The sequence below is a fragment of the Streptomyces sp. NPDC052773 genome, assembly GCF_044547145.1.
GTDB lineage: Bacteria > Actinomycetota > Actinomycetes > Streptomycetales > Streptomycetaceae > Streptomyces.
On sequence record NZ_JBITZX010000004.1, the window covers coordinates 516,256 to 533,798 of the forward strand.

The window sequence follows — 17,543 nt, forward strand, 5'->3', positions numbered from 1 at the left end:
TCAGCCCTCCAGGACCGTACGCAAGTCCCACAGGGTGCGCCAGGTGGCGGAACCCTGCTCGGCGCGGCGCCGCACCGGACCGTCCCAGTAGCCGCGCAGCCGGGCGGCGTCCGCCGGGTCGTCCTTGCGGACCACGCCCAGCAGATGGCCCGGCAGCAGGCCGAGCACGTCACGGTCGCCCGGGAAGTACGCCGCCGCGAGCGCGAGCGCCCCGGCGACCGACACGGCCTCCGCGGTGCTCATCACCGTGGACGGCCGCTCCACCTCCCAGCCCTCCGCCGACCGGCCCTCCCGCAGGTCCCGGAAGGCGGTGACCAGCGCCTCCAGGACCGCGTCGTCGACCTGGAACGGCGCCCCGGCCCGCGCCACGGACGCCTGCGCCTGGCCGCGCACCAGCGCGATCTCCGCTTCGATGTCGCCGATGGGGCCGACCGTCTCGAAGTTGAAGCGGCGCTTGAGGGCCGCGGACATCTCGGAGACGCCCTTGTCGCGCAGGTTGGCGGTGGCGATCAGGTTGAAGCCGGGCGCCGCGTGCGCCAGAGCGTCCTCGGTGCCCGCCAGTTCGGGCACCGCGATCCGCCGCTCGGAAAGCAACGACACCAGGGAGTCCTGCACTTCGGGCAGGCAGCGCGTGACCTCCTCGACGCGGGCGATGGCGCCCCGGGACATCGCGGTCAGGACCGGGGAGGGCACGAGCGCCTGCCGGCTCGGGCCCTGCGCCAGCAACAGGGCGTAGTTCCAGCCGTACTTCAGCTGGTCCTCGGTCGTTCCCGCCGTGCCCTGCACCACCAGACCGCTGGTGCCGCACACGGCGGCGGACAGCAGCTCCGACAGCATCGACTTGGCCGTGCCGGGCTCGCCGACGAGGAGCAGACCGCGCTCCCCGGCGAGCGTCACCACGCACCGCTCGACCAGCGCCCGGTCACCGACGAACTTTCCCTCGATCGCCAGCCGGCGCGGCACGCCGTCCGGCACCTCGGCGTCGTCGGACAGCTTCAGGGCCCGCCCGTCGCTGCCCATGACGAATGTGACGACCGCGCGCGGAGTGAGCCGCCACGCGGGCGGACGCGGCCCGTCGTCGTACGCGGCGAGGAAGGCCAGTTCGGTCGCGTACCGCTCCTCGGGCGGGACGATCTGGCGGGCCGGGGCGGAGGCCGGGGCGGGGGAGAGGCTGGTGGTCATCGGCGAGGGTTCTTCCGGATGCGGGTGGACGGCGGTCGGGCGTGGGACGGCAGCGGCCGGGGGCCGGCCGGCGGCGGTCGGATGCGGGTGGGCGGTGGCCGGGGGCCGGTCGGCGGCGGTCGGATGCGGACGGGCGGCGTTCGGTGGCCGGTCGGCGGCGGTCACCGGCGGCCCTTGCGGGTGGCGCGAGTGGTCAGTTCCTCGTAGGCCGGGGCGTCACCGGCGCGTACGCGGTCCCACGCGCGCCGGAACAGCTCCGGCACCGGTGCCAGGGGCACCGCCCGGGCGTGCGGGCCGACCGGGTAGAGGCCCTGCTTCCAGACCTCCACCGGCAGCATGGGCGACCGCAGGTCCAGCCAGCCGCACGGCAGGAAGAGGGTGCGTCCGGCGCGCGCCCGCTTGGCTTCGACGACCAGGCCGGTCGCCGCGAGTTCGGCGCGGGCCTTCTTCATCCGGGCGGGCTTCCAGCCCGTCCAGCGGGCGCAGTTGCGGTCCGTCGGGTCGGGCAGGGCCAGCAGCTGCAGATAGAGCGCCGCCGCGTCCTCGCCCAGACCGTGCACCCCCGCGACCTCGGTGACCAGGTCGGGCACGCTGACGGCGGGATCCTGGGCGTACCCGGCGGGTCCCCCGGCGTCCGCTCCGGCCGCGACCGCACGGGCGAGGTCGTCGCTCAGGATCGTCCGCAGCGCCCGCATACCGTGGCCCCGCGCGGGCCCCACCAGTCCGTCGACCAGCCCGAACACCGGGTCGTCCGCGCTCGTGAGGGCACCGGTGCGGACCAGGACGGTCTCCTGGTCGCCGTACCAGGGACGCAGCACCAGCGCCTCGCCCACGGCGGTCAGACCCTGCGCGTCGGCACCCCCGGTGGCCGGCATGCCGTACGCCTTGCGCAGCTCCACCGCGGCCGACGAGCCCTTCTCCGTCCACGCCAGGTCGAGGTCGAGCAGCAGCCCCGGGTCCGCGACGCGGCGGCGCAGCGCGGTCAGCGCGTCCGGCAGGGCGGCGCGCAGCGGATGCCCGTACGGCAGGGAGTAGGCGAGCCCGGCCAGGGCGGCCACGGCGCGCGACAGGGCATAGCGCCCGGGCAGCGCGCTCGGGTCCTCCGCCACCAGCTCGCCGTCCTTGCCGGGCCGCTGCACCGTGGTGCGGCTGATCCACGGCGTGCGGTGCGGATTGAGCACCTCCTCGGCGGAGCCCGTGGGCAGCCCCGCCAGGGACTGCTCCGCGGCCAGGTCCTCGGGCAGGCGGACCACCCCGGGGAGCCGCTCGGCCCACACCCGGCCCGCCGCGTCCGTGTCCGGTCCGGCCGTCCACAGGTCGGCGGGGTTCTCGGGCAGCAGCGCGCCGACCAGCGCCGTCCGGTCGTCGGGGTGGAGCCAGCCCAGCAACGCGTCACCGAGCTGCTTCTGCCGCGGCTTCAGCCCCGTCGCGGCGATCACCTCGTCCGTCAGCTGGGCCGGTTTGCCCGCGAGCAGCAGCGCCGCCTGCACGGGGCCGAGCCCGTCGCGCGTCGCGGCGGTCAGGGCGGCGGGCGCGTCCGGCTGCCAGGGCGCCGGGCCCTTCTCCCGGATCAGCCCGGCCACCGTGGCCAGCGCGTCGGCCGGGAACACCGGCGGGTACGCCGTCTCCCGCTCCAGCGTGAAGTGCGCGACCGCGCCGACCCGGCCGGCCGGGTCGTGGTCGAGAGCCAGCCAGTGCACACGCCCGTCGCGGTGGTCGACGCTCTGGCAGCCGAGGACGACGACCGTACGGCCGTCCCGGCGCAGCACCTGGCCGGCCCGCTCCTGCCTGCTGTGCGGCTCGCTCAGCACGACCTCGCGCAGCGCGCCCCCGGATGCGGCCAGGGGCCCCTCCGTGATCGCGTCGAAGAGCAGCAGCAGCGCCTCGCGGTGCGTCTCCGTCATGGTCGGCGACGCGGCGCGGTAGGCGAGCGGGCGCAGCAGCTTGAGCACGGAAGGCCACAGCAGCCCGACGGCGGGAACCGTGAACTCGTCGGCACGCCACCCGTCGGCGGCCCCGGCGAGACGCGCGGACTCGGGCAGGGGTTTGCCGTCGGCCGGCTTGCCGGACAGGACGTGGTTCACGGCGCGGATCTGGCGCAGCGCGTTCCAGCGCTGGTCGTTGCCCCACCAGCCCTGGAGGTTGGCGAGCCCGTCGACGGCCTCGCGCAGGGTCTGGTCGTCGCCGTTCTCGGGCCGGTAGTCGGCGAACATGCCCTGGGCGCGCTTGGCGTCCGTCTTCGGCCGCTCCACCGGGGGCGGCGCCACGAACGTGGCGATCGACTCCGCCAGACGCAGCACTCCCCGCGCGAGACCGGCGACACCGGCGAGCACGTGCGGCTCGGCGAGGGCGGGCAGACAACGCGAGACGGTCTCCCGCAGGACCTCCTCCGCGGACGGCACGGCGGGCTGCCCGGCGGTGGCTCCCGCGGCGGTCCCCGCGGTGTTGCCGGCCCCGGCCGCCGCGCCCGCAGCTCCCGCAGCTCCCGCAGCTCCCGCCGCGCCCGCAGCTCCCGCCGCGCCCGCAGCTCCCGCGGTGTTCCCGGCCGCCGCCTTCGCCTCGGCCGCCGCGGCCGCGACCTTCGCCTGACGCTCGGCCAGCGCCTGAGCCCCGGCGCGCAGCACCTCGTCCGCCTGCGCGTCGCTCAGCGCCCGCAGCAGCGCCGACGCGGCCTCGTCGCGGGGCCGCAGCGCATGCCAGAAGTCGACCGGGGGAACGAGCCGCGTCCCGGCGGCGAACTCCCCGCCACGCGCCAGCACCGTCACACGGCCCGTCTCCCGGACGCCGCCGTCGCCGTCGCTGTCGCCATCGCCGTCCGCCGTGAAGAAGGCGATCTGGCGGTGCAGTGCCACGGCGACGGGCTCGGCGCCGCCGGGCAGCCGCAGCGCGCCCAGCGGGACGCCGGGCATCCGGCCGCGTGCCGTCGGCACGGTGACGGTCCGGCCGCCCGGCGTGCCGACGGTGGTGCGGGCCTCGTCGCCCTCCCCCTCGCTGCGCACCCAGCGGCCGAGCACCGTGCCGTCCGTGCCGAACGGGCTGTGCTCCAGGCCCGGCTGGAGAGGCAGCACCGAGCAGTGCTGCTGGAGCAGGGTGGCACCCTCGCGGATGCCGGAGCGCAGGAACGCGGGCAGCGAGGCACGCGCGTGCGTGCCGGTGGCCGGGTCGTACTCCAGCCACACCTGCTGCCGTCCCTGCCGGCCCTGGCGCCAGTACGAGGTGCCGTCGCCGAGGAGGGGACGGGCGGGCGGCAGGTCGGTGTCACCGGCGTGCAGGGCGCGTCCACCGGTGGCCCGGCCGCCGCCCGGCAGCGGGATCGAGGTCTCGCCCGCGTCCGCGCCGCCGTACCAGCGCTGCAGCCTCTCGCCGCCGAGGGTGAACACCTCGGACGGGCGGGCCGACCAGTAGCCGTACTGCTTGCCGTCGTGCCACCACATCACCAGCAGCTCGCCGTCGGTGTACCGGAACGACGGACGCTGCCAACGGTCCAGGGCCACGGGCAGGCGCAGGTCGTGCTCCAGCAGGACCTCCTGCGGGCCCACGACGATCGCCTTGTGCCGGCGGGCGAGGATCAGCGCCGGCCAGGCCTCGTGGACGGTGAGGCTGTCGTCGCGGTCGGTGCGGGTCTCCGCGTCCAGCCGCCGCAGCGCCTCGTCGAGGGCGGGCCAGCCCAGCTCGTCCGGGATGCCGGCGCGCAGGGTGCGGCCGAGCAGCGGCGCGACGTCGGTCGCGGCGACCCGGGCGACGGCCTCGGGGCTGATCCGGGCGGCGACCGCGCGGAACGGACGCAGCCGCTCCAGCGCCGCGCCCGCGGCGGGCAGCGTGGTCGCACCGGCCAGTTCGGCGGCCGCGTCGTCCAGCCACTCGCGCAGCACGTCGGCGAGCACCGGGTGTCCGGCCAGCCCGTCCAGCAGCGCCGGGGTGGGGCGGTGGCCGCTCAGGTTGCCGACAGCGGCGTACAGCAGGCGCCGGCACGACGCGTCCGCGGCGACGGCCGTCAGATCCCGCTGCCCGGGCCGGGTTTCCTGGAGCCACTGGTTGAGGGGGAGGAAGACGTCCTGGTCCGCCGCGGGCAGGGCCAGCGGTATGCCCTGCGCCACGCACAGGTCCAGCAGGTCGAGGTCGGCGCCGGCCTGCCAGCGACCGGAGAAGATGTCGACGGGGCGGCCCTCGGCGCGCAGCCGCGGGGCCATGCGCTCCACCAGGGCGAGGGTGGCGGGGGAGCGCATGCTGTGCGCGGCGCCGTGCTTGCGGTACAGCGCCCAGCGGCTGAGCCAGTCCGCCGCGTCGACTCCGTCCGGACCGTCCTGACCGTCCGGACCGTCCTGCCCGTCCGGACCGTCCGCGGTCCCGGCCCCGCCCGTCAGCAGGGCGTCGGCGCCGGTCTCGGCGAGCAGCGTCAGCCAGAACTCGTCGTCCTCGGTGGAGCGGCCCAGCCCGGCCGGCATGATCTCCAGCAGCCGGGCGCGGACGGCGGGTTGCCGCTCGGCCAGGGTGACGAGCGTCGCCCGGTAGGTGTTCCAGAAGGACGCGGGGGCCCGCACCGCCGCGGGGGAGGCCAGCAGGTCGGCGACCAGGGCGCACTCCTCGGTGACCCGGTCCAGACCCGCCGCCTTGATCAGGGCGCGCGCGTCCTGGGGCAGTGACGCGTACGGCGGCATGCCGGCCGCGCAGCGCTCCACGGTCAGCTGCCGGAACTGCGCCCAGGCCTCGGCCGGGGTGAGCCGCGCCGAGAGGGCCTTCACGTGCTCCTTGAGTGCCTTGACCGTCAGTGCTCCGGCGAAGGCGAACTCCAGGAACACGGCACGCTGGCGCTCCTCGTCCACGGTCAGCGCGTGCACCCGCTCCGCCTCGCGGGCCTTGCCGAAGAAGGCCGCCGCGTAGGTGGTGTTCTCGTGCTGGAGGAAGACGCGCGCGGCCTGCTCGTAGAAGGTGGGCAGGAAGTGCGGGACGGCCCGGCCGAGCCGCTCGCCCAGGGCTTCGAAGCCCTCCTTCGCGGTGCCGGGGCGGGACTTGGCCTGCCGGGCCAGCCGCTCGACGTCCTTGACCAGCGCCAGCGCGTGGTGGCCGTTCGCCGGGTCGTTGACCAGCGCCCACGCCGGGAAGCCGAGGGTTTCCCGGCGCACCTGCCCGACCTCGCCGGTCTCCGGGTCCCGGACCAGTCCGAGGAAGTCCATCGCGAGGTCCTCCGCCTCGCCGAGGGTACCCGGCACCAGCCGCACGATCGTCCGCTGGTCCAGCGCGGGGTGCGTGTAGGTGCGCACGGTGAGGACGTCGGCGTCCTCGCGGTCCGTGGTGCCCGGGGGCAGGATCGCACCGGCGTCGAGCAGTGCCGCCGAGGTCGTCTCGTCGTACGTGAACCCGTCGTACGTGAACCCGTCGTGCGTGATCGCGTCGTTCGTCGTCATGCCGCGCGCTCCTCGTCGTCGATGTCGCGCCCGGCATACAGTGCCGCCGCCATCCGCATGCCCTCGGACCAGGCCACGGGGCCGATCCGACCCAGCTTCAGCACCCGGCCGGCCGGGTCGGTGAAGACCAGGGGGCCGGTCTCCGTCTCCTCGTAGCCGTCGTAGTCGCCGACCCACACGCGGGCCTCGACCGTGCGGCCGTCCTCCAGCACGGAGCACACGGCGTGGCCGCCGCGCACGCGGTAACCGAGCTGGGCCGCCCGGCCGTGCAGGAAGCGGAGTTGCCTGAAGACGCCGCCCGCGTAGTCCTCGACGGACGTCGCGTCGGCGTCGAGCGCGGCGGGCCGCCGCCACACCTCGCGGAAGAGCTGCTGGGCGCGCTGCTCGACGCCCAGTTCGACGGCGAACTCCCGCAGTTCCTCCAGGTCGTCGAGGAGCACGGGGTGCGGCAGACGCACCAGCCGCGGGGTGAGACGGACGGTGTCGCCGTCGAGGTCGACCAGGCCGAGGCCGCGCTCGGCGTCGGCGTCCCGCAGGAACCCGGCGACCGCGCCGTCTGCCCCCGTGACCACCACATCGCGCAGCGCGGCCCGCCACGCCGGGTCCGGCCACACCCGCACCAGTACGGCGAACGGCACCGGCAGCGAGCGCACCATCCACCGCTCCACGTCGGCGAGGCACTGCCGTTCGTGCCGCTCCAGCCATTCGGCGAGCTGACGCAGCCCCACCACCGCCGGATCGTCGGCGATCTTCGGCGGTACGGTCTTCAACCGCCGCCCGGCCGCGTTACGGCACACCACCTTGCCGTCGTCGAGGGCGACCTCGTAGTCGCCGGCCGACACCCACCCCATCTGTGTGCCTCCCGCACCCGCAGTGATCAAGTGACGGGAACTGTAGAGCAGGGCACTGACAACGGGGTTCGAGGGTCAGTCGCTGCCGTCGCCGCGGCAGTAGGGGAGTCTTCGTTCCTCCCCTTCCGTCTGCTGCTTCGTCTACTTCTCCTTGAAGTCCTCCGACTTGACACCGGCCTCCTCCAGCGCCTCCTGCATGGTGCGGCCGGCGCCCTCCTCGTGCTTCTGGGGGCGTCGCTCCCGGTCAGGGCGTGCGGCCGAGGTGTCGTCGGTCTTGCCGGTCTTCGGGCGGTTCTCGTCGGGGACGGTCATGTCTCTCACTCCTCCGCACCGTGAGGGTTCGGTCGTGCCGTGATCGGCCAGTGCCTGAGTACCCGTGCGAGGGCCGGTCACTTACCAGGGCCGGTCACTGCATAGCGTCGGCGTGCCGGGTTACCCGCAAGGCATGACCAAACCTGACAAAAAGCCCGAATCCGAGATCCGTGAGGACGAGGAGAAGCGCGCCGAGGCGCAGCCCTTCAGCTACCCGTACCCCGAGCGGCGCTCGAACGTCCGCGCGGTCCGGCACATCAGCCGCGCCGAGGCGGACGAGGACAGCGTCCCGGGCGTCCCCGGCGGCTACGGCACCAGCGGCGGCGGCCAGCCGAGCCGCACCAGCAGCGGGGCCGACGAAGCGGACCCCGACCAGCACTGAGAGAGCCGGCACAGAGAACCGGCAGAGAGCCGGCACAGAGAGAACCGGCAGTGAGCCGGCACAGAGGGAGCCGGCCGATAGAGCCGGCAGGACGGTCACGGGGCACGCATCATGGACGACACCACCGACGGCGCCATCGAGCTGCACTTCATCGGCAACGCGACCGTCCTGCTGCGCTACGGCGGGCTCACCCTCCTCACCGACCCCAACTTCCTGCACCGCGGGCAGTACGCCTACCTCGGCTACGGCCTGCTCAGCCGCCGCCTCACCGAGCCGGCGCTCGACCCCGGCGACCTGCCCCGCCTCGACGCGGTCGTCCTCTCGCACCTGCACGGCGACCACTGGGACCGCCGGGCCCGCAGGGAGCTGGACCACAGCATCCCCGTACTGACCACGCCCCACGCGGCGCGCCGCCTCCGCGTGGTGCACCGCTTTCCCCGCACCGCGGGGCTGCGCACCTGGGAGGGATTCACCGTCCGCCGCGGTGACGTGCAGGTGCGGGTGACGGCACTGCCGGGACGCCACGCAGGGCATCCCGTGCTGCGCGGGCTGCTGCCCCCGGTGATGGGCAGCATGCTGGAATTCGGGCCCGCGGGAGGGGCGCCCCGGATGCGGCTGTACGTCTCCGGCGACACCCTCGTCCACGACGGCCTCGACGAGATCGCCCAGCGTTTCCCGGCCGCGGACCTGGCCGTCCTCCACCTCGGCGGCACCCGCCTGCCCGGCGGCTTCGTGGTCACCATGGACGGCGCCCAGGGAGCGGAACTGGCCCGCCGCCTCGACCCCCGCCTGCTCCTGCCCGTCCACTACGGCGACTACACGGTCATGCGCTCGCCCCTCGAGGCGTTCCTCACCGAGATCGACGCGCTCGGCCTCGGCGACCGCGTCGTCCACTGCCCGCACGGGCATCGCGCGCGGATCGCCCCCACACCCGGAACAGCGCCGACCGTCCTCTGAGAACGAACGCCCTGCCGGCGAACGAGCGCCCTCCCGAGGAACGAGCGCCCTTCTCGTGAAGGAAGGCCCTTCCGCCTCCTGGCCGACGAACGCCGTGCACACCTCTTGACGGTGGCCGACTACCGGCCAGTAGGCTCCGCTCACCCTCGACGTCCTCTCCCCCCGAGGCCGTGGTGAGCCGTCCGCGAACCGGCTCCCCGGCCCGCTCCCGTATGCCTGCAGGTACGGCTCCCGCGACCCGGGAAACGCCCCGCGCAGTTCCGTCGGACGCGCCAGCGAGCGCCTTTCCAACCGCACTCTGTGAGGCCACCGTGAAGAGATCCACCGTGCCCGCGACCGCCGCGGCGACCGCCGTCGCCGCCCTTCTCACCGTGCACCTGTCGGCCCCGGCCCAGGCTTCCGGCACCTCCGCCTTCCGCCCCGCCAGCCACCCCATCCTCTTCGTCCACGGCTACAACGGGGACGGCAGCAACTGGAACACCATGGCCGACCGCTTCCGCTCGGACGGCTGGCCGTCCTCCCACCTCAGGCAGTGGACGTACGACTCACGCCAGTCGAACGCCACCACCGCACAGCAGGTCTCCGCCGAGGTGGATCGACTGCTCGCGGCGACCGGAGCCACCGCGGTGGACATCGTCAGCCACTCCATGGGCGGACTCTCCTCCCGCTACTACCTGAAGAACCTCGACGGCACGTCCAAGGTCGACGCCTGGGTGTCCCTGGGCGGCCCGAACCACGGCACCGACACCGCCGACAGCTGCTTCGACACCTCCTGCACCGAGATGCGCATCGGCTCCCAGTTCCTGAGCGCCCTCAACTCCGGCGACGAGACCCCCGGCTCCTCCCGCTACGCGACCTGGTGGTCACCCTGCGACACGGTGATCAACCCCGACAGCACCGTCGCCCTGTCCGGCGCGGCCAACACCCGGACCGCCTGCCTCGGCCACATGGCCCTGCTGACCGACGCGACGGTCTACGCCCAGACCCGGGACATGATCAACCGCTAGCCCGGCCCGTTCCTCGATCGGCCGTGCGAGGGAGACGGCTCGCTCCTTCGGGTCACGCCGGAAGGCCCCTGCGGTCGGCGGGTGATCGAGGCCGCCGCAGCCGGCGCGCGGCCTCTTCGGCCGCCGGCACCGGCGGACCCCACCGGTCACCGGACCGGCCCGCGTGTCACCTGCGCCAGAACAGGTGGTGTGTCACGCCGCTCGGGCTCGGTACGACGTCGAGGTGGAACCGGTCGAGAAGGTCCTCGGGCGACTCCCACAGCCGCAGTCCCGACCCGAGCTTCACCGGGGACACCGCCACGTGCAGGGTGTCGACGAGATCGGCGTCGAGGAACTGCCGGACGGTGGTGACCCCGCCGCCGAGCCGTACGTCCTTGCCGCGCGCCGCTTCCCGGGCCTGCTCGAGGACCGTCGCCGGATCGCCGTCCACGAAGTGGAACGTGGTGTCGGACAGCGTGAACGAGGGACGCTTGTGGTGGGTCATGACGAACACCGGCGTGCGGAACGGCGGTTCCTCACCCCACCAGCCGCGCCACTCGTGGTCCTGCCAGGGCCCGCGCTGGGGACCGAACTTGTTGCGGCCCATGATCTCGGCGCCGATGTTGCGGGCGTAGTCCCGGGTGAAGTAGTCGTCGAGGCCCCGGCTGCCCCCGGGGTCGGTGCGCATCGGCCAGCCGGCCGTGGCGCCGGCCCAGGCGAACAGCCTCTCGGCCCCCGGAAGACCGAACGGCTGCTCGAAGCTCTGGTCCTCGCCGGCGGCGATTCCGTCACTCGAGACGTTGAAGTTCTGCACCCTCAGCAGCTGAGCCACGTGCTCCTCCTGTGTTGCCGACAACGGTGAGGAGACTCCCCGGCGCGGGAAAACTCATCGCCGGGGCCGTCACCGGCGGTCAGAGGGAGGCAGGGACTCAGGGACTCAGGGAAGGATCGAGTCGACATAGCCGCCGTCGACCCGCAGTGCCCCGCCCGTCGTCGCCGACGCCTGGTCGGAGCTGAGGTAGACGACCATGTGGGCGATCTCCTCCGGCTCGATCAGCCGCTGGAGCAGGGACTGCGGACGGTGCTCCCGCATGAAGCGGCGCTGGGCCTCCTCCCAGGGCAGGTCGCGGTCGACGAGTTCGTACACGAAGTCCTCCACGCCGCCGGTGTGGGTGGGCCCGGCGATGACCGAGTTCACCGTCACCCCCGTGCCCGCCGCCTTCTTGGCGAAGCCGCGGCTCACCGCCAGCAGCGCGGTCTTCGACATGCCGTAATGGATCATCTCCGGCGGGATGACGACCGCGGAGTCGCTGGCGACGTACTGGACCCGGCCCCAGCCGCGCTCGGTCATCCCGGGCAGGTACAGCCGGGTCAGGCGTACGGCGGAGAGGACGTTCACCTCGAAATAGCGCCGCCACTCCTCGTCGGTGATCTCCAGCGGGTCGGCGGCGCCGAACACGCCCAGGTTGTTGACGAGGATGTCCACGCGCGGCAGCAGCTCCGCCACCCGGGCCGCGCCCTCGTCGCCGGACACGTCGGCCGCCACCGGCACCAGCTCGGCGCCGGGCACCTGCCCCGCCAGCGACTCGACGCTCTCGGCCACCCGCCGCTCGTCGCGTCCGTTGACGCCCACGCGGGCCCCGGCCCGGGCGAGGGCGGCGGCGATGGCCGCGCCGATGCCCTGGGTGGAGCCGGTGACCAGCGCGGTGCGTCCTGTCAGATCGATGTGCATGGGCGGGCGGGTTCCCTTCGGGGACGGGCGGATTCCCGGTCAGTGCGAAGACGGCGCACCGGGCGCGCACGTCTCGGCGGTCCGGCGCAGGATCGTCTCCGCGTCGGCGACGATCCGCCGTACGATCTCGGCCGCCGGGAGCACGTCGTGGACGAGGGCCGCGGACTGCCCGGTGAACGGCAGGAACTCGTGCCCGCGCCCCGAGAGCACGGCCTCCAGCAGCCGGGGACCGGCCTCCGCCGGGTCCACCCGCTCGGGATGCTCCTCGGCCTCCTCCAGGAACGGCGTCCGCAGTGCCCGGGGGAAGCCGTAGAGGCCAGGCCGTGAGAACGGCGGCATGAACCGGTCGCTGTGGGCCGACTTGATGGTGTCCCGCGCGTCGGCGGCGACGATCCGGTCCTTCCACTCCTCCGCGATGCCCATCTCCACCGAGGCGAGCAGCCGCGTACCGATCGCCACGCCCTGAGCGCCCAGGGCGAGCGCCGCCGCCAGCCCCCGGCCGTCGGCGATCCCGCCCGCGGCGACGACGGGGATGTCCCCGGCGATGTCGACGACCTGCGGAACCAGCACCATGGTGGACACCTCACCGCCCTGGCCGCCCGCCTCGCCGCCCTGCGCCACGATGACGTCCACGCCCGCGCGTACGGCCTGCTCGGCCTGCTGCACGTCCATCACCTGCTGGATCCACAGGATGCCCGCGTCATGGGCGCGCCGTACCAGGTCGTCGGGCACTCCGAGGTGGAAGGAGACGGCCACCGGACGCTCCTCCAGCGTCGCCTCGAACGCCTCCTCGTTCAGGGGCCGCATGGTGTGATTGATCGCGAAGGGCCGGTCCGTCAGCTCCCGCATCCGCGCCCACTGGCGCCGCAGATCGGGCAGCGGGCGCACCGCCGTACCGAGACTGCCGAGCCCGCCCGCCCCGCACACGGCGGCGGCGACATCGACCTGGTCGAACGGTCCGAACGGCGCGCCGATGACCGGCACCTCGATCCCGAGTACGTCGCACAGCCGCGTCCGCACCAACGCCACTTCCTCCGGGCACCGCGACCGGGCGCAGCGGAGCCACTGCCGACCATGCTGCCCCGCCGACCGCGCCGGCGCATGACGACCACCTCGGCGCGCCCCCGGGCACACTCCAGGGCGCACCGCGGCACGCCGGCGCCCGCCGAGCGGGACTCCTCGTCGCCCTCGACGCGGTCACACCCGTTCGTCACCGTCCCACGAAGGCCCGTTCGTCACCGTCCCACGAAGGCCCGTTCGTCACCGCCCCACAAGGTCGCGCTCCTCGCCCTCCGTCTGCGGCAGGAGAACCGCGTGGCCGCCGTGGTGGAGTGGGGTGTCCAGGCGTAGCCGGTCGGCCTCGTGGCCGGTCAGGGCGTCGACGAGGTGGACCTCCCCGTGGCCGCCGCGGGTCACGGCGACCCAGTCGGCACCGGGCGACGCGGCGACCGCGCGGCGCTGGACGCCCTCCCAGGGGGTGCCGCCGCGCCGGGGCGCTCCGTCCATGGCGGGGAGGGGGACACGGGACATATCTCCGTCGGTGCCCAGGAGGATCAGCTCGTCGCCGTCTGGGTGGATACGGGCGAACGCCGTGTGGGCCCGGGCGAGGGCGAGCCGGAAGACGAGTCCGGGACCGAGTTCGGTGCGGGTCGTCGTCCGCGCGTCGAGGTCGTACCGCCATGCCTGGTTGGTCCATTCCGGCCAGCGCAGCGGGTCCGCCGGGCCTCCGCGCAGGGTCGACCACAGAGCGCGGCGCCGCGGGTCCAGGCGCAGGTACCAGCCGCGGGCGGGCGCGCCCCACGGGATCACGGGCTCCGCGACCAGGCGGTCGCCCTCCCGGCGCGCCCGGTGCACGCCTTCGCCGGTGGCCGCGAACACGGTTGCGGTACGCGGATCCTGGGCGTCGCCGTGGCCGTCGTCGGGCAGGGGGAGGCGGGCGAGCGGGGTGACGGGCGGGCAGCCGGGGGATGCGGCGAGCAGGTCGGCGAAGCGGTGCACGGCCAGGGAGCCCGGCTCGCGGTGCCGGAGGACGAGGAGCGGCCGGTCCGGCCCGAGCACCGTGACGCCGGGCTCGCCCGCGCGGGTGCGGACGCGTACGGCGTCGCCGGTGGCGAGGTCCACGACGGTGACCAGGTCCGACCACGGCGCGGAGTTCTTGCCGAGCCCCGTCGTCACGGCCAGCCACCGGCCGGAGGGGTCTGTGGCGAGGTGCTCGGCCGGCACCGCCACGGGTATCGCCGCCGCCACGAGTTCCGGGCCGTACGGGTCGAGCACCAGCAGCTCGCCGCGGCGGTCGTCGACGCAGGCCACCCGGCCTCCGGGCAGGGCCAGGAACCCGGCGTGCTCGGAGAGGTGACGGCCCGTCAGCCGCCCCGCCTCCGCGCCGTCCGGCACGGTCACGAGATGGACGCAACCGTCCACGTGGTCGGAGACCAGGAGCAGCGGTTCGGTCGTCATCGGCGGTCCTCCGTCGGCACATTGAGGCATGTCTGAAAATGATTATCATGTATGGTCGGTGCGTTTCCGGACCACGAGAAGAAACGAGGGCACCGATGCTGCGCTCACCCCTGCGAGCCATACGGCGCGGACTGGCCGCCGTGATCCTGGGTTCCGTCCTGGTGGGATGCGGCGCCTCCGCCGACACCTCGACCGAGAGCGGGGCGGACACCGGCGACGCGAAGGCCGACGTCACCGATGTGACGGTGGAACCCATCAAGGAGACCCTGCGGCTGACGGACGCCCGCGGCGTGACCGTCTCCCTGAAGAAGAAGCCCGAGCGCATCGTCTGCCTCGTGGCGCTGTGCGACGACATCCTGACCGAGCTGGGCATCGCGCCCGTGGCCACCAACAGCCAACTCCTCGCCCAGCCGGGCTTCCTGGGGGAGAAGAAGGCGAAGGAGGTCGCGGTCATCCCCGGCGGGTTCATCGCCCCCGAGGTCGAGGCGATCCTCTCCCACAAGCCCGACCTGGTGATCGGGCTCGAGGACACCCACGGCAAGCTCGCCCCCGCGCTGAAGGGCGCCACCACCTTCTGGCCCGTGCAGCCCGCCAAGTGGGAGGACAGCGTCGGCTATCTGCGCGACGTCGCCGCCCTCACGGGCCGTACCGCGGAAGGGGAGAAGGCGGAGAAGGCCTTCCGCACCAAGCTCGCCGCCGCCGAGCGGAAGAAGAGCGACAAGACCGCGCTCATCATCTACGGCAGCGACGAGAACTTCGGCGTCGCCACCCCCGGCACCGACGTCGTCGCCGGCCTGTTCCCCAAGCTCGCCGAGTATCCCTGGAAGTCCCGTGGTGTCGAGGGCAGTTACAGCCTCGAGGAGATCCTCGCGCAGGACGTGGACGTGCTCTTCGTCGAGACCATGAGCTTCGGCGAACCGGACGGCAAGCTGTCCGAGAAGCTGGCGAAGAACCCGCTGTGGGGCAAGATCCCGGCCGTGCGGAACGGCGACGTCCACGAGGTGAACTCCGAGGTGTGGGCCAAGGGACGCGGCACCCGCTCGCTGGGCATCGTCCTCGACGAGGCCGTGGCCGCGCTGCGGTGAGCACACCCACCGAGACCGCCGCGCCGGCGGAGGTCGCCTCCGCCGGCGCGGCGGAGCCCCGGCGGCCCGGAGCCCGGCGCTGGACACAGCTCGCGGCCCTGACCGCCCTGCTCGCCCTGGCGTCCTGGTGCGCACTGTGCCTCGGCACGCCCTACGTCCCGCTCCACCGGCTGTTCGGCGGCGACGAGATCACCCACGTCGTCGTCACCGAGCTGCGGGTGCCCCGGCTGGTGCTCGCGCTCGTCGCCGGCGCCTGCCTGGGCGCGGCGGGGCTGGTGCTCCAGGAGGCGCTGCGCAATCCGCTGGCCGTCCCCGAGATGCTGGGCGTGTCCTCGGGCGCGGCCCTCGGGGTCGCCGCGCCCCTGGTGCTGGCGGTGACGCTTCCGGCGGCCGTCCAGCCCCTGCTCGCCATCGCCGGAGCCGCGCTCGGCGGCGGACTGACCCTGCTCGCGGCCGGACTCGGCCGCAGCCCCTCCGCCGTCCTGCTCACCGGCGCCGCGGTCGCCGCCGCGCTCCAGGCCGCGCTGCTCGTGCTGATGGTGATGGCCGACCAGCTCGACCTCCAGCTGATCTACCGCTACCTCCTCGGCTCGCTCTCCGCGCGCACCTGGGAGGACGTGACGGGGCTGTGGCCGTGGCTGTTGATCGCCGTCCCCGCGCTCGTGCTGTGCGCGCCGGTCCTCGCCGTGCTGCGGCTCGGCGACGACGACGCGGAGGCGCTGGGCGTGCGGGTGCGGCGGGCACGGTTCACCGCGCTCGCCGTCGCCGTCGTACTCATCGCCCCGGTCACCGCCGTGTGCGGCCCGGTGGCCTGGGTCGGCTTCCTCGCCCCGCATCTGGCCCGGCGCCTCAACCCCCGCTCGGACGCGGTGGGCTGGCTGCCCTGGTCGGCGGCGTGGGGCGCGGTCGTGGTGGCCGTCGCCGACGTCCCGGCCCGGCTCGCGCTGGCGCCCACGGAGACGCCCGCCGGCGCCTGGACGGCACTGCTCGGCGTCCCGGCCGGGGTGGCACTGCTGCGGAGGGCACGATGAGACGCATACTCGACGCGCCCGTGACGGAGCGCGCGGTGGCGCGGCGCTACGGCGTACTGGGCGCGCTGCTCCTGCTGGCCGCGGGTGCCGCGCTGCTGGCCGGGCGGGCGATGTCCCCGGGCGTGGCCTGGGACGTACTGACCGGTGGGGGTGAACCGCTGGACCGCCATGTGCTGTTCGAACTGCGCATGCCGCGCCTGCTGGTGTCCCTCGGCGCGGGCGCCTGTCTCGGCGCGGCCGGTCTCGTCCTCCAGTCGGCCCTGCGCAACCCGCTCGCCGGTCCCGAGGTCACGGGTGTCACACCGGGCGCGGTGCTCGGCGCGGTCGCCGCGACGGGGCTCGGGCTCGCGGGCTGGCAGTCGCCGTTCGCCGTGGTCGTCGCCTCGTGCGTGGGCGGCTGCGCCGGGGCGGGACTGCTGTGGCTGCTGACGGGGCGCGGCCGGGGCGATCCGGCGCAGATCGCGGTGCACGGAGTGCTGGTCTCGGCGGTGCTCGGCGGGCTCACGGCCATGGTGCTGCTGGTCGCGCCCGGCGAACTCGGCAGCGTCGTGCAGTGGCTCGTCGGCAGCACCGAGGGCCGGGTCTGGGAGCACTGGCACCTGCTGTGGCCGTGGGCGCTGCCGTGGCTCGTCGTGGCCTGGCTGCTGTCCGGGCCGCTGACCCTGCTGCGGTGCGGCGACGAACTCGCCGCCGCGGCCGGGCTGTCGGCCGCCCGCGCCCGCACCCTCGCCCTGCTGTGCGCGGTCGCCCTGACGGCGGGCGCGGTGGCCTCGGTCGGCGCGCTCGGCTTCGTGGGGCTGCTGGTCCCGCATGTCGCGGTGGCCGTGTTCGGCGCCGACCTGCGCGTCGCGCTGCCGGGAGCCGCGCTGCTGGGCGCGGTCGTGGTGTGCGGGGCGGACGCGGCGGCGCAGGCGATCTCCCGGCTGCTGGCGTCCGTGGAGGACGCCGGCCGGTTCTCGCTGCCCGTCGGAGCGCTGACCACCTGTGCCGGAGCGGTGCTGCTGCTGATCGTCGTGCGCCGTACGCCGAGCGGGAGCTTCTGACCGCGGCCGCCGCCGACCGGGCCGGGGGGGGGGGGGGGGGGGGGGGGGGGGGGGGGGGCGGGGGCGGGGGGCGGGGGGGCGGGGGCCCCCCGGCCCCCCCGACCCCGCGGACATCGCCGA

Annotated in this window: 14 protein-coding genes; 6 read left to right on the forward strand and 8 right to left on the reverse strand. The window is 74.6% G+C overall.

Going from position 1 to position 17,543, the window contains the following annotated elements:
• The 4 genes from ACIG0D_RS12745 to ACIG0D_RS12760 all read right to left on the reverse strand — a co-directional run bounded on the left by ACIG0D_RS12745 (nt 1) and on the right by ACIG0D_RS12760 (nt 7,750).
• Nucleotides 1-1,182 carry an AAA family ATPase gene (locus ACIG0D_RS12745; RefSeq protein ID WP_399799212.1) on the reverse strand — a complete coding sequence of 394 codons (1,182 nt, stop codon included), beginning with the start codon at nt 1,180-1,182 and terminating at the stop codon, nt 1-3.
• A gap of 161 nt (nt 1,183-1,343) precedes the next feature.
• On the reverse strand, nt 1,344-6,587 hold the full coding sequence (locus ACIG0D_RS12750; RefSeq protein WP_399799215.1) for a hypothetical protein: 5,244 nt from the start codon (nt 6,585-6,587) through the stop codon (nt 1,344-1,346).
• Nucleotides 6,584-7,438: a DUF4132 domain-containing protein gene (locus tag ACIG0D_RS12755; RefSeq protein WP_399799218.1), complete on the reverse strand. Its 855-nt coding sequence runs from the start codon at nt 7,436-7,438 to the stop codon at nt 6,584-6,586. Before ACIG0D_RS12755 ends, ACIG0D_RS12750 begins: the two co-directional genes overlap by 4 nt.
• A 141-nt stretch (nt 7,439-7,579) precedes the next feature.
• Nucleotides 7,580-7,750: a hypothetical protein gene (locus tag ACIG0D_RS12760; protein ID WP_399799220.1), complete on the reverse strand. Its 171-nt coding sequence runs from the start codon at nt 7,748-7,750 to the stop codon at nt 7,580-7,582.
• Between the two features lie 133 nt (nt 7,751-7,883).
• Between ACIG0D_RS12760 and ACIG0D_RS12765 the strand changes: the two genes are divergently transcribed.
• The 3 genes from ACIG0D_RS12765 to ACIG0D_RS12775 all read left to right on the forward strand — a co-directional run bounded on the left by ACIG0D_RS12765 (nt 7,884) and on the right by ACIG0D_RS12775 (nt 10,096).
• Nucleotides 7,884-8,132, forward strand: coding sequence for a hypothetical protein (locus ACIG0D_RS12765; protein WP_399799222.1), 249 nt, complete (start codon nt 7,884-7,886; stop codon nt 8,130-8,132).
• Nucleotides 8,133-8,243: 111 nt separating this feature from the next.
• Nucleotides 8,244-9,089: an MBL fold metallo-hydrolase gene (locus ACIG0D_RS12770; protein ID WP_399799224.1), complete on the forward strand. Its 846-nt coding sequence runs from the start codon at nt 8,244-8,246 to the stop codon at nt 9,087-9,089.
• A 311-nt stretch (nt 9,090-9,400) separates the two neighbouring features.
• A complete protein-coding gene (locus ACIG0D_RS12775) occupies nt 9,401-10,096 on the forward strand; it encodes an esterase/lipase family protein (protein WP_399799227.1) in 696 nt (231 codons plus the stop codon).
• 166 nt (nt 10,097-10,262) lie between these two features.
• Here the strand turns inward: ACIG0D_RS12775 and ACIG0D_RS12780 are convergent, their stop codons facing one another.
• From ACIG0D_RS12780 to ACIG0D_RS12795, 4 genes are all read right to left on the reverse strand, one after another.
• Nucleotides 10,263-10,907, reverse strand: coding sequence for a dihydrofolate reductase family protein (locus ACIG0D_RS12780; RefSeq protein WP_399799229.1), 645 nt, complete (start codon nt 10,905-10,907; stop codon nt 10,263-10,265).
• 105 nt (nt 10,908-11,012) lie between these two features.
• A complete protein-coding gene (locus ACIG0D_RS12785; RefSeq protein WP_399799231.1) occupies nt 11,013-11,807 on the reverse strand; it encodes an SDR family NAD(P)-dependent oxidoreductase in 795 nt (264 codons plus the stop codon).
• A gap of 39 nt (nt 11,808-11,846) precedes the next feature.
• Entirely contained in the window at nt 11,847-12,827 is a 981-nt protein-coding gene (locus tag ACIG0D_RS12790) for an NAD(P)H-dependent flavin oxidoreductase (RefSeq protein WP_399799234.1), read from the reverse strand.
• A gap of 240 nt (nt 12,828-13,067) precedes the next feature.
• A complete protein-coding gene (locus ACIG0D_RS12795; protein WP_399799237.1) occupies nt 13,068-14,264 on the reverse strand; it encodes a hypothetical protein in 1,197 nt (398 codons plus the stop codon).
• Nucleotides 14,265-14,359: 95 nt separating this feature from the next.
• On the opposite strand from ACIG0D_RS12795, the gene ACIG0D_RS12800 reads away from it, so the two are divergent.
• The 3 genes from ACIG0D_RS12800 to ACIG0D_RS12810 all read left to right on the forward strand — a co-directional run bounded on the left by ACIG0D_RS12800 (nt 14,360) and on the right by ACIG0D_RS12810 (nt 17,423).
• Complete coding sequence (locus ACIG0D_RS12800; RefSeq protein WP_399799239.1) at nt 14,360-15,349, forward strand: ABC transporter substrate-binding protein; 990 nt, start codon at nt 14,360-14,362, stop codon at nt 15,347-15,349.
• 98 nt (nt 15,350-15,447) lie between these two features.
• Nucleotides 15,448-16,380 carry a FecCD family ABC transporter permease gene (locus tag ACIG0D_RS12805; RefSeq protein ID WP_399799306.1) on the forward strand — a complete coding sequence of 311 codons (933 nt, stop codon included), beginning with the start codon at nt 15,448-15,450 and terminating at the stop codon, nt 16,378-16,380.
• Nucleotides 16,377-17,423, forward strand: a complete 1,047-nt coding sequence (locus tag ACIG0D_RS12810; protein ID WP_399799242.1) for a FecCD family ABC transporter permease — start codon at nt 16,377-16,379, stop codon at nt 17,421-17,423. Before ACIG0D_RS12805 ends, ACIG0D_RS12810 begins: the two co-directional genes overlap by 4 nt.
• Nucleotides 17,424-17,543: the final 120 nt, after the last annotated feature.

Excerpts from the sequence above, each read along its gene's own strand:
- ACIG0D_RS12785 (WP_399799231.1), bottom strand. The coding sequence starts at position 11,807 with ATGCACATCGATCTGACAGGACGCACCGCGCTGGTCACCGGCTCCACC.
- ACIG0D_RS12770 (WP_399799224.1), top strand. The coding sequence starts at position 8,244 with ATGGACGACACCACCGACGGCGCCATCGAGCTGCACTTCATCGGCAAC.
- ACIG0D_RS12750 (WP_399799215.1), bottom strand. The coding sequence starts at position 6,587 with ATGACGACGAACGACGCGATCACGCACGACGGGTTCACGTACGACGGG.
- ACIG0D_RS12760 (WP_399799220.1), bottom strand. The coding sequence starts at position 7,750 with ATGACCGTCCCCGACGAGAACCGCCCGAAGACCGGCAAGACCGACGAC.
- ACIG0D_RS12755 (WP_399799218.1), bottom strand. The coding sequence starts at position 7,438 with ATGGGGTGGGTGTCGGCCGGCGACTACGAGGTCGCCCTCGACGACGGC.
- ACIG0D_RS12800 (WP_399799239.1), top strand. The coding sequence starts at position 14,360 with ATGCTGCGCTCACCCCTGCGAGCCATACGGCGCGGACTGGCCGCCGTG.
- ACIG0D_RS12765 (WP_399799222.1), top strand. The coding sequence starts at position 7,884 with ATGACCAAACCTGACAAAAAGCCCGAATCCGAGATCCGTGAGGACGAG.
- ACIG0D_RS12795 (WP_399799237.1), bottom strand. The coding sequence starts at position 14,264 with ATGACGACCGAACCGCTGCTCCTGGTCTCCGACCACGTGGACGGTTGC.
- ACIG0D_RS12745 (WP_399799212.1), bottom strand. The coding sequence starts at position 1,182 with ATGACCACCAGCCTCTCCCCCGCCCCGGCCTCCGCCCCGGCCCGCCAG.
- ACIG0D_RS12810 (WP_399799242.1), top strand. The coding sequence starts at position 16,377 with ATGAGACGCATACTCGACGCGCCCGTGACGGAGCGCGCGGTGGCGCGG.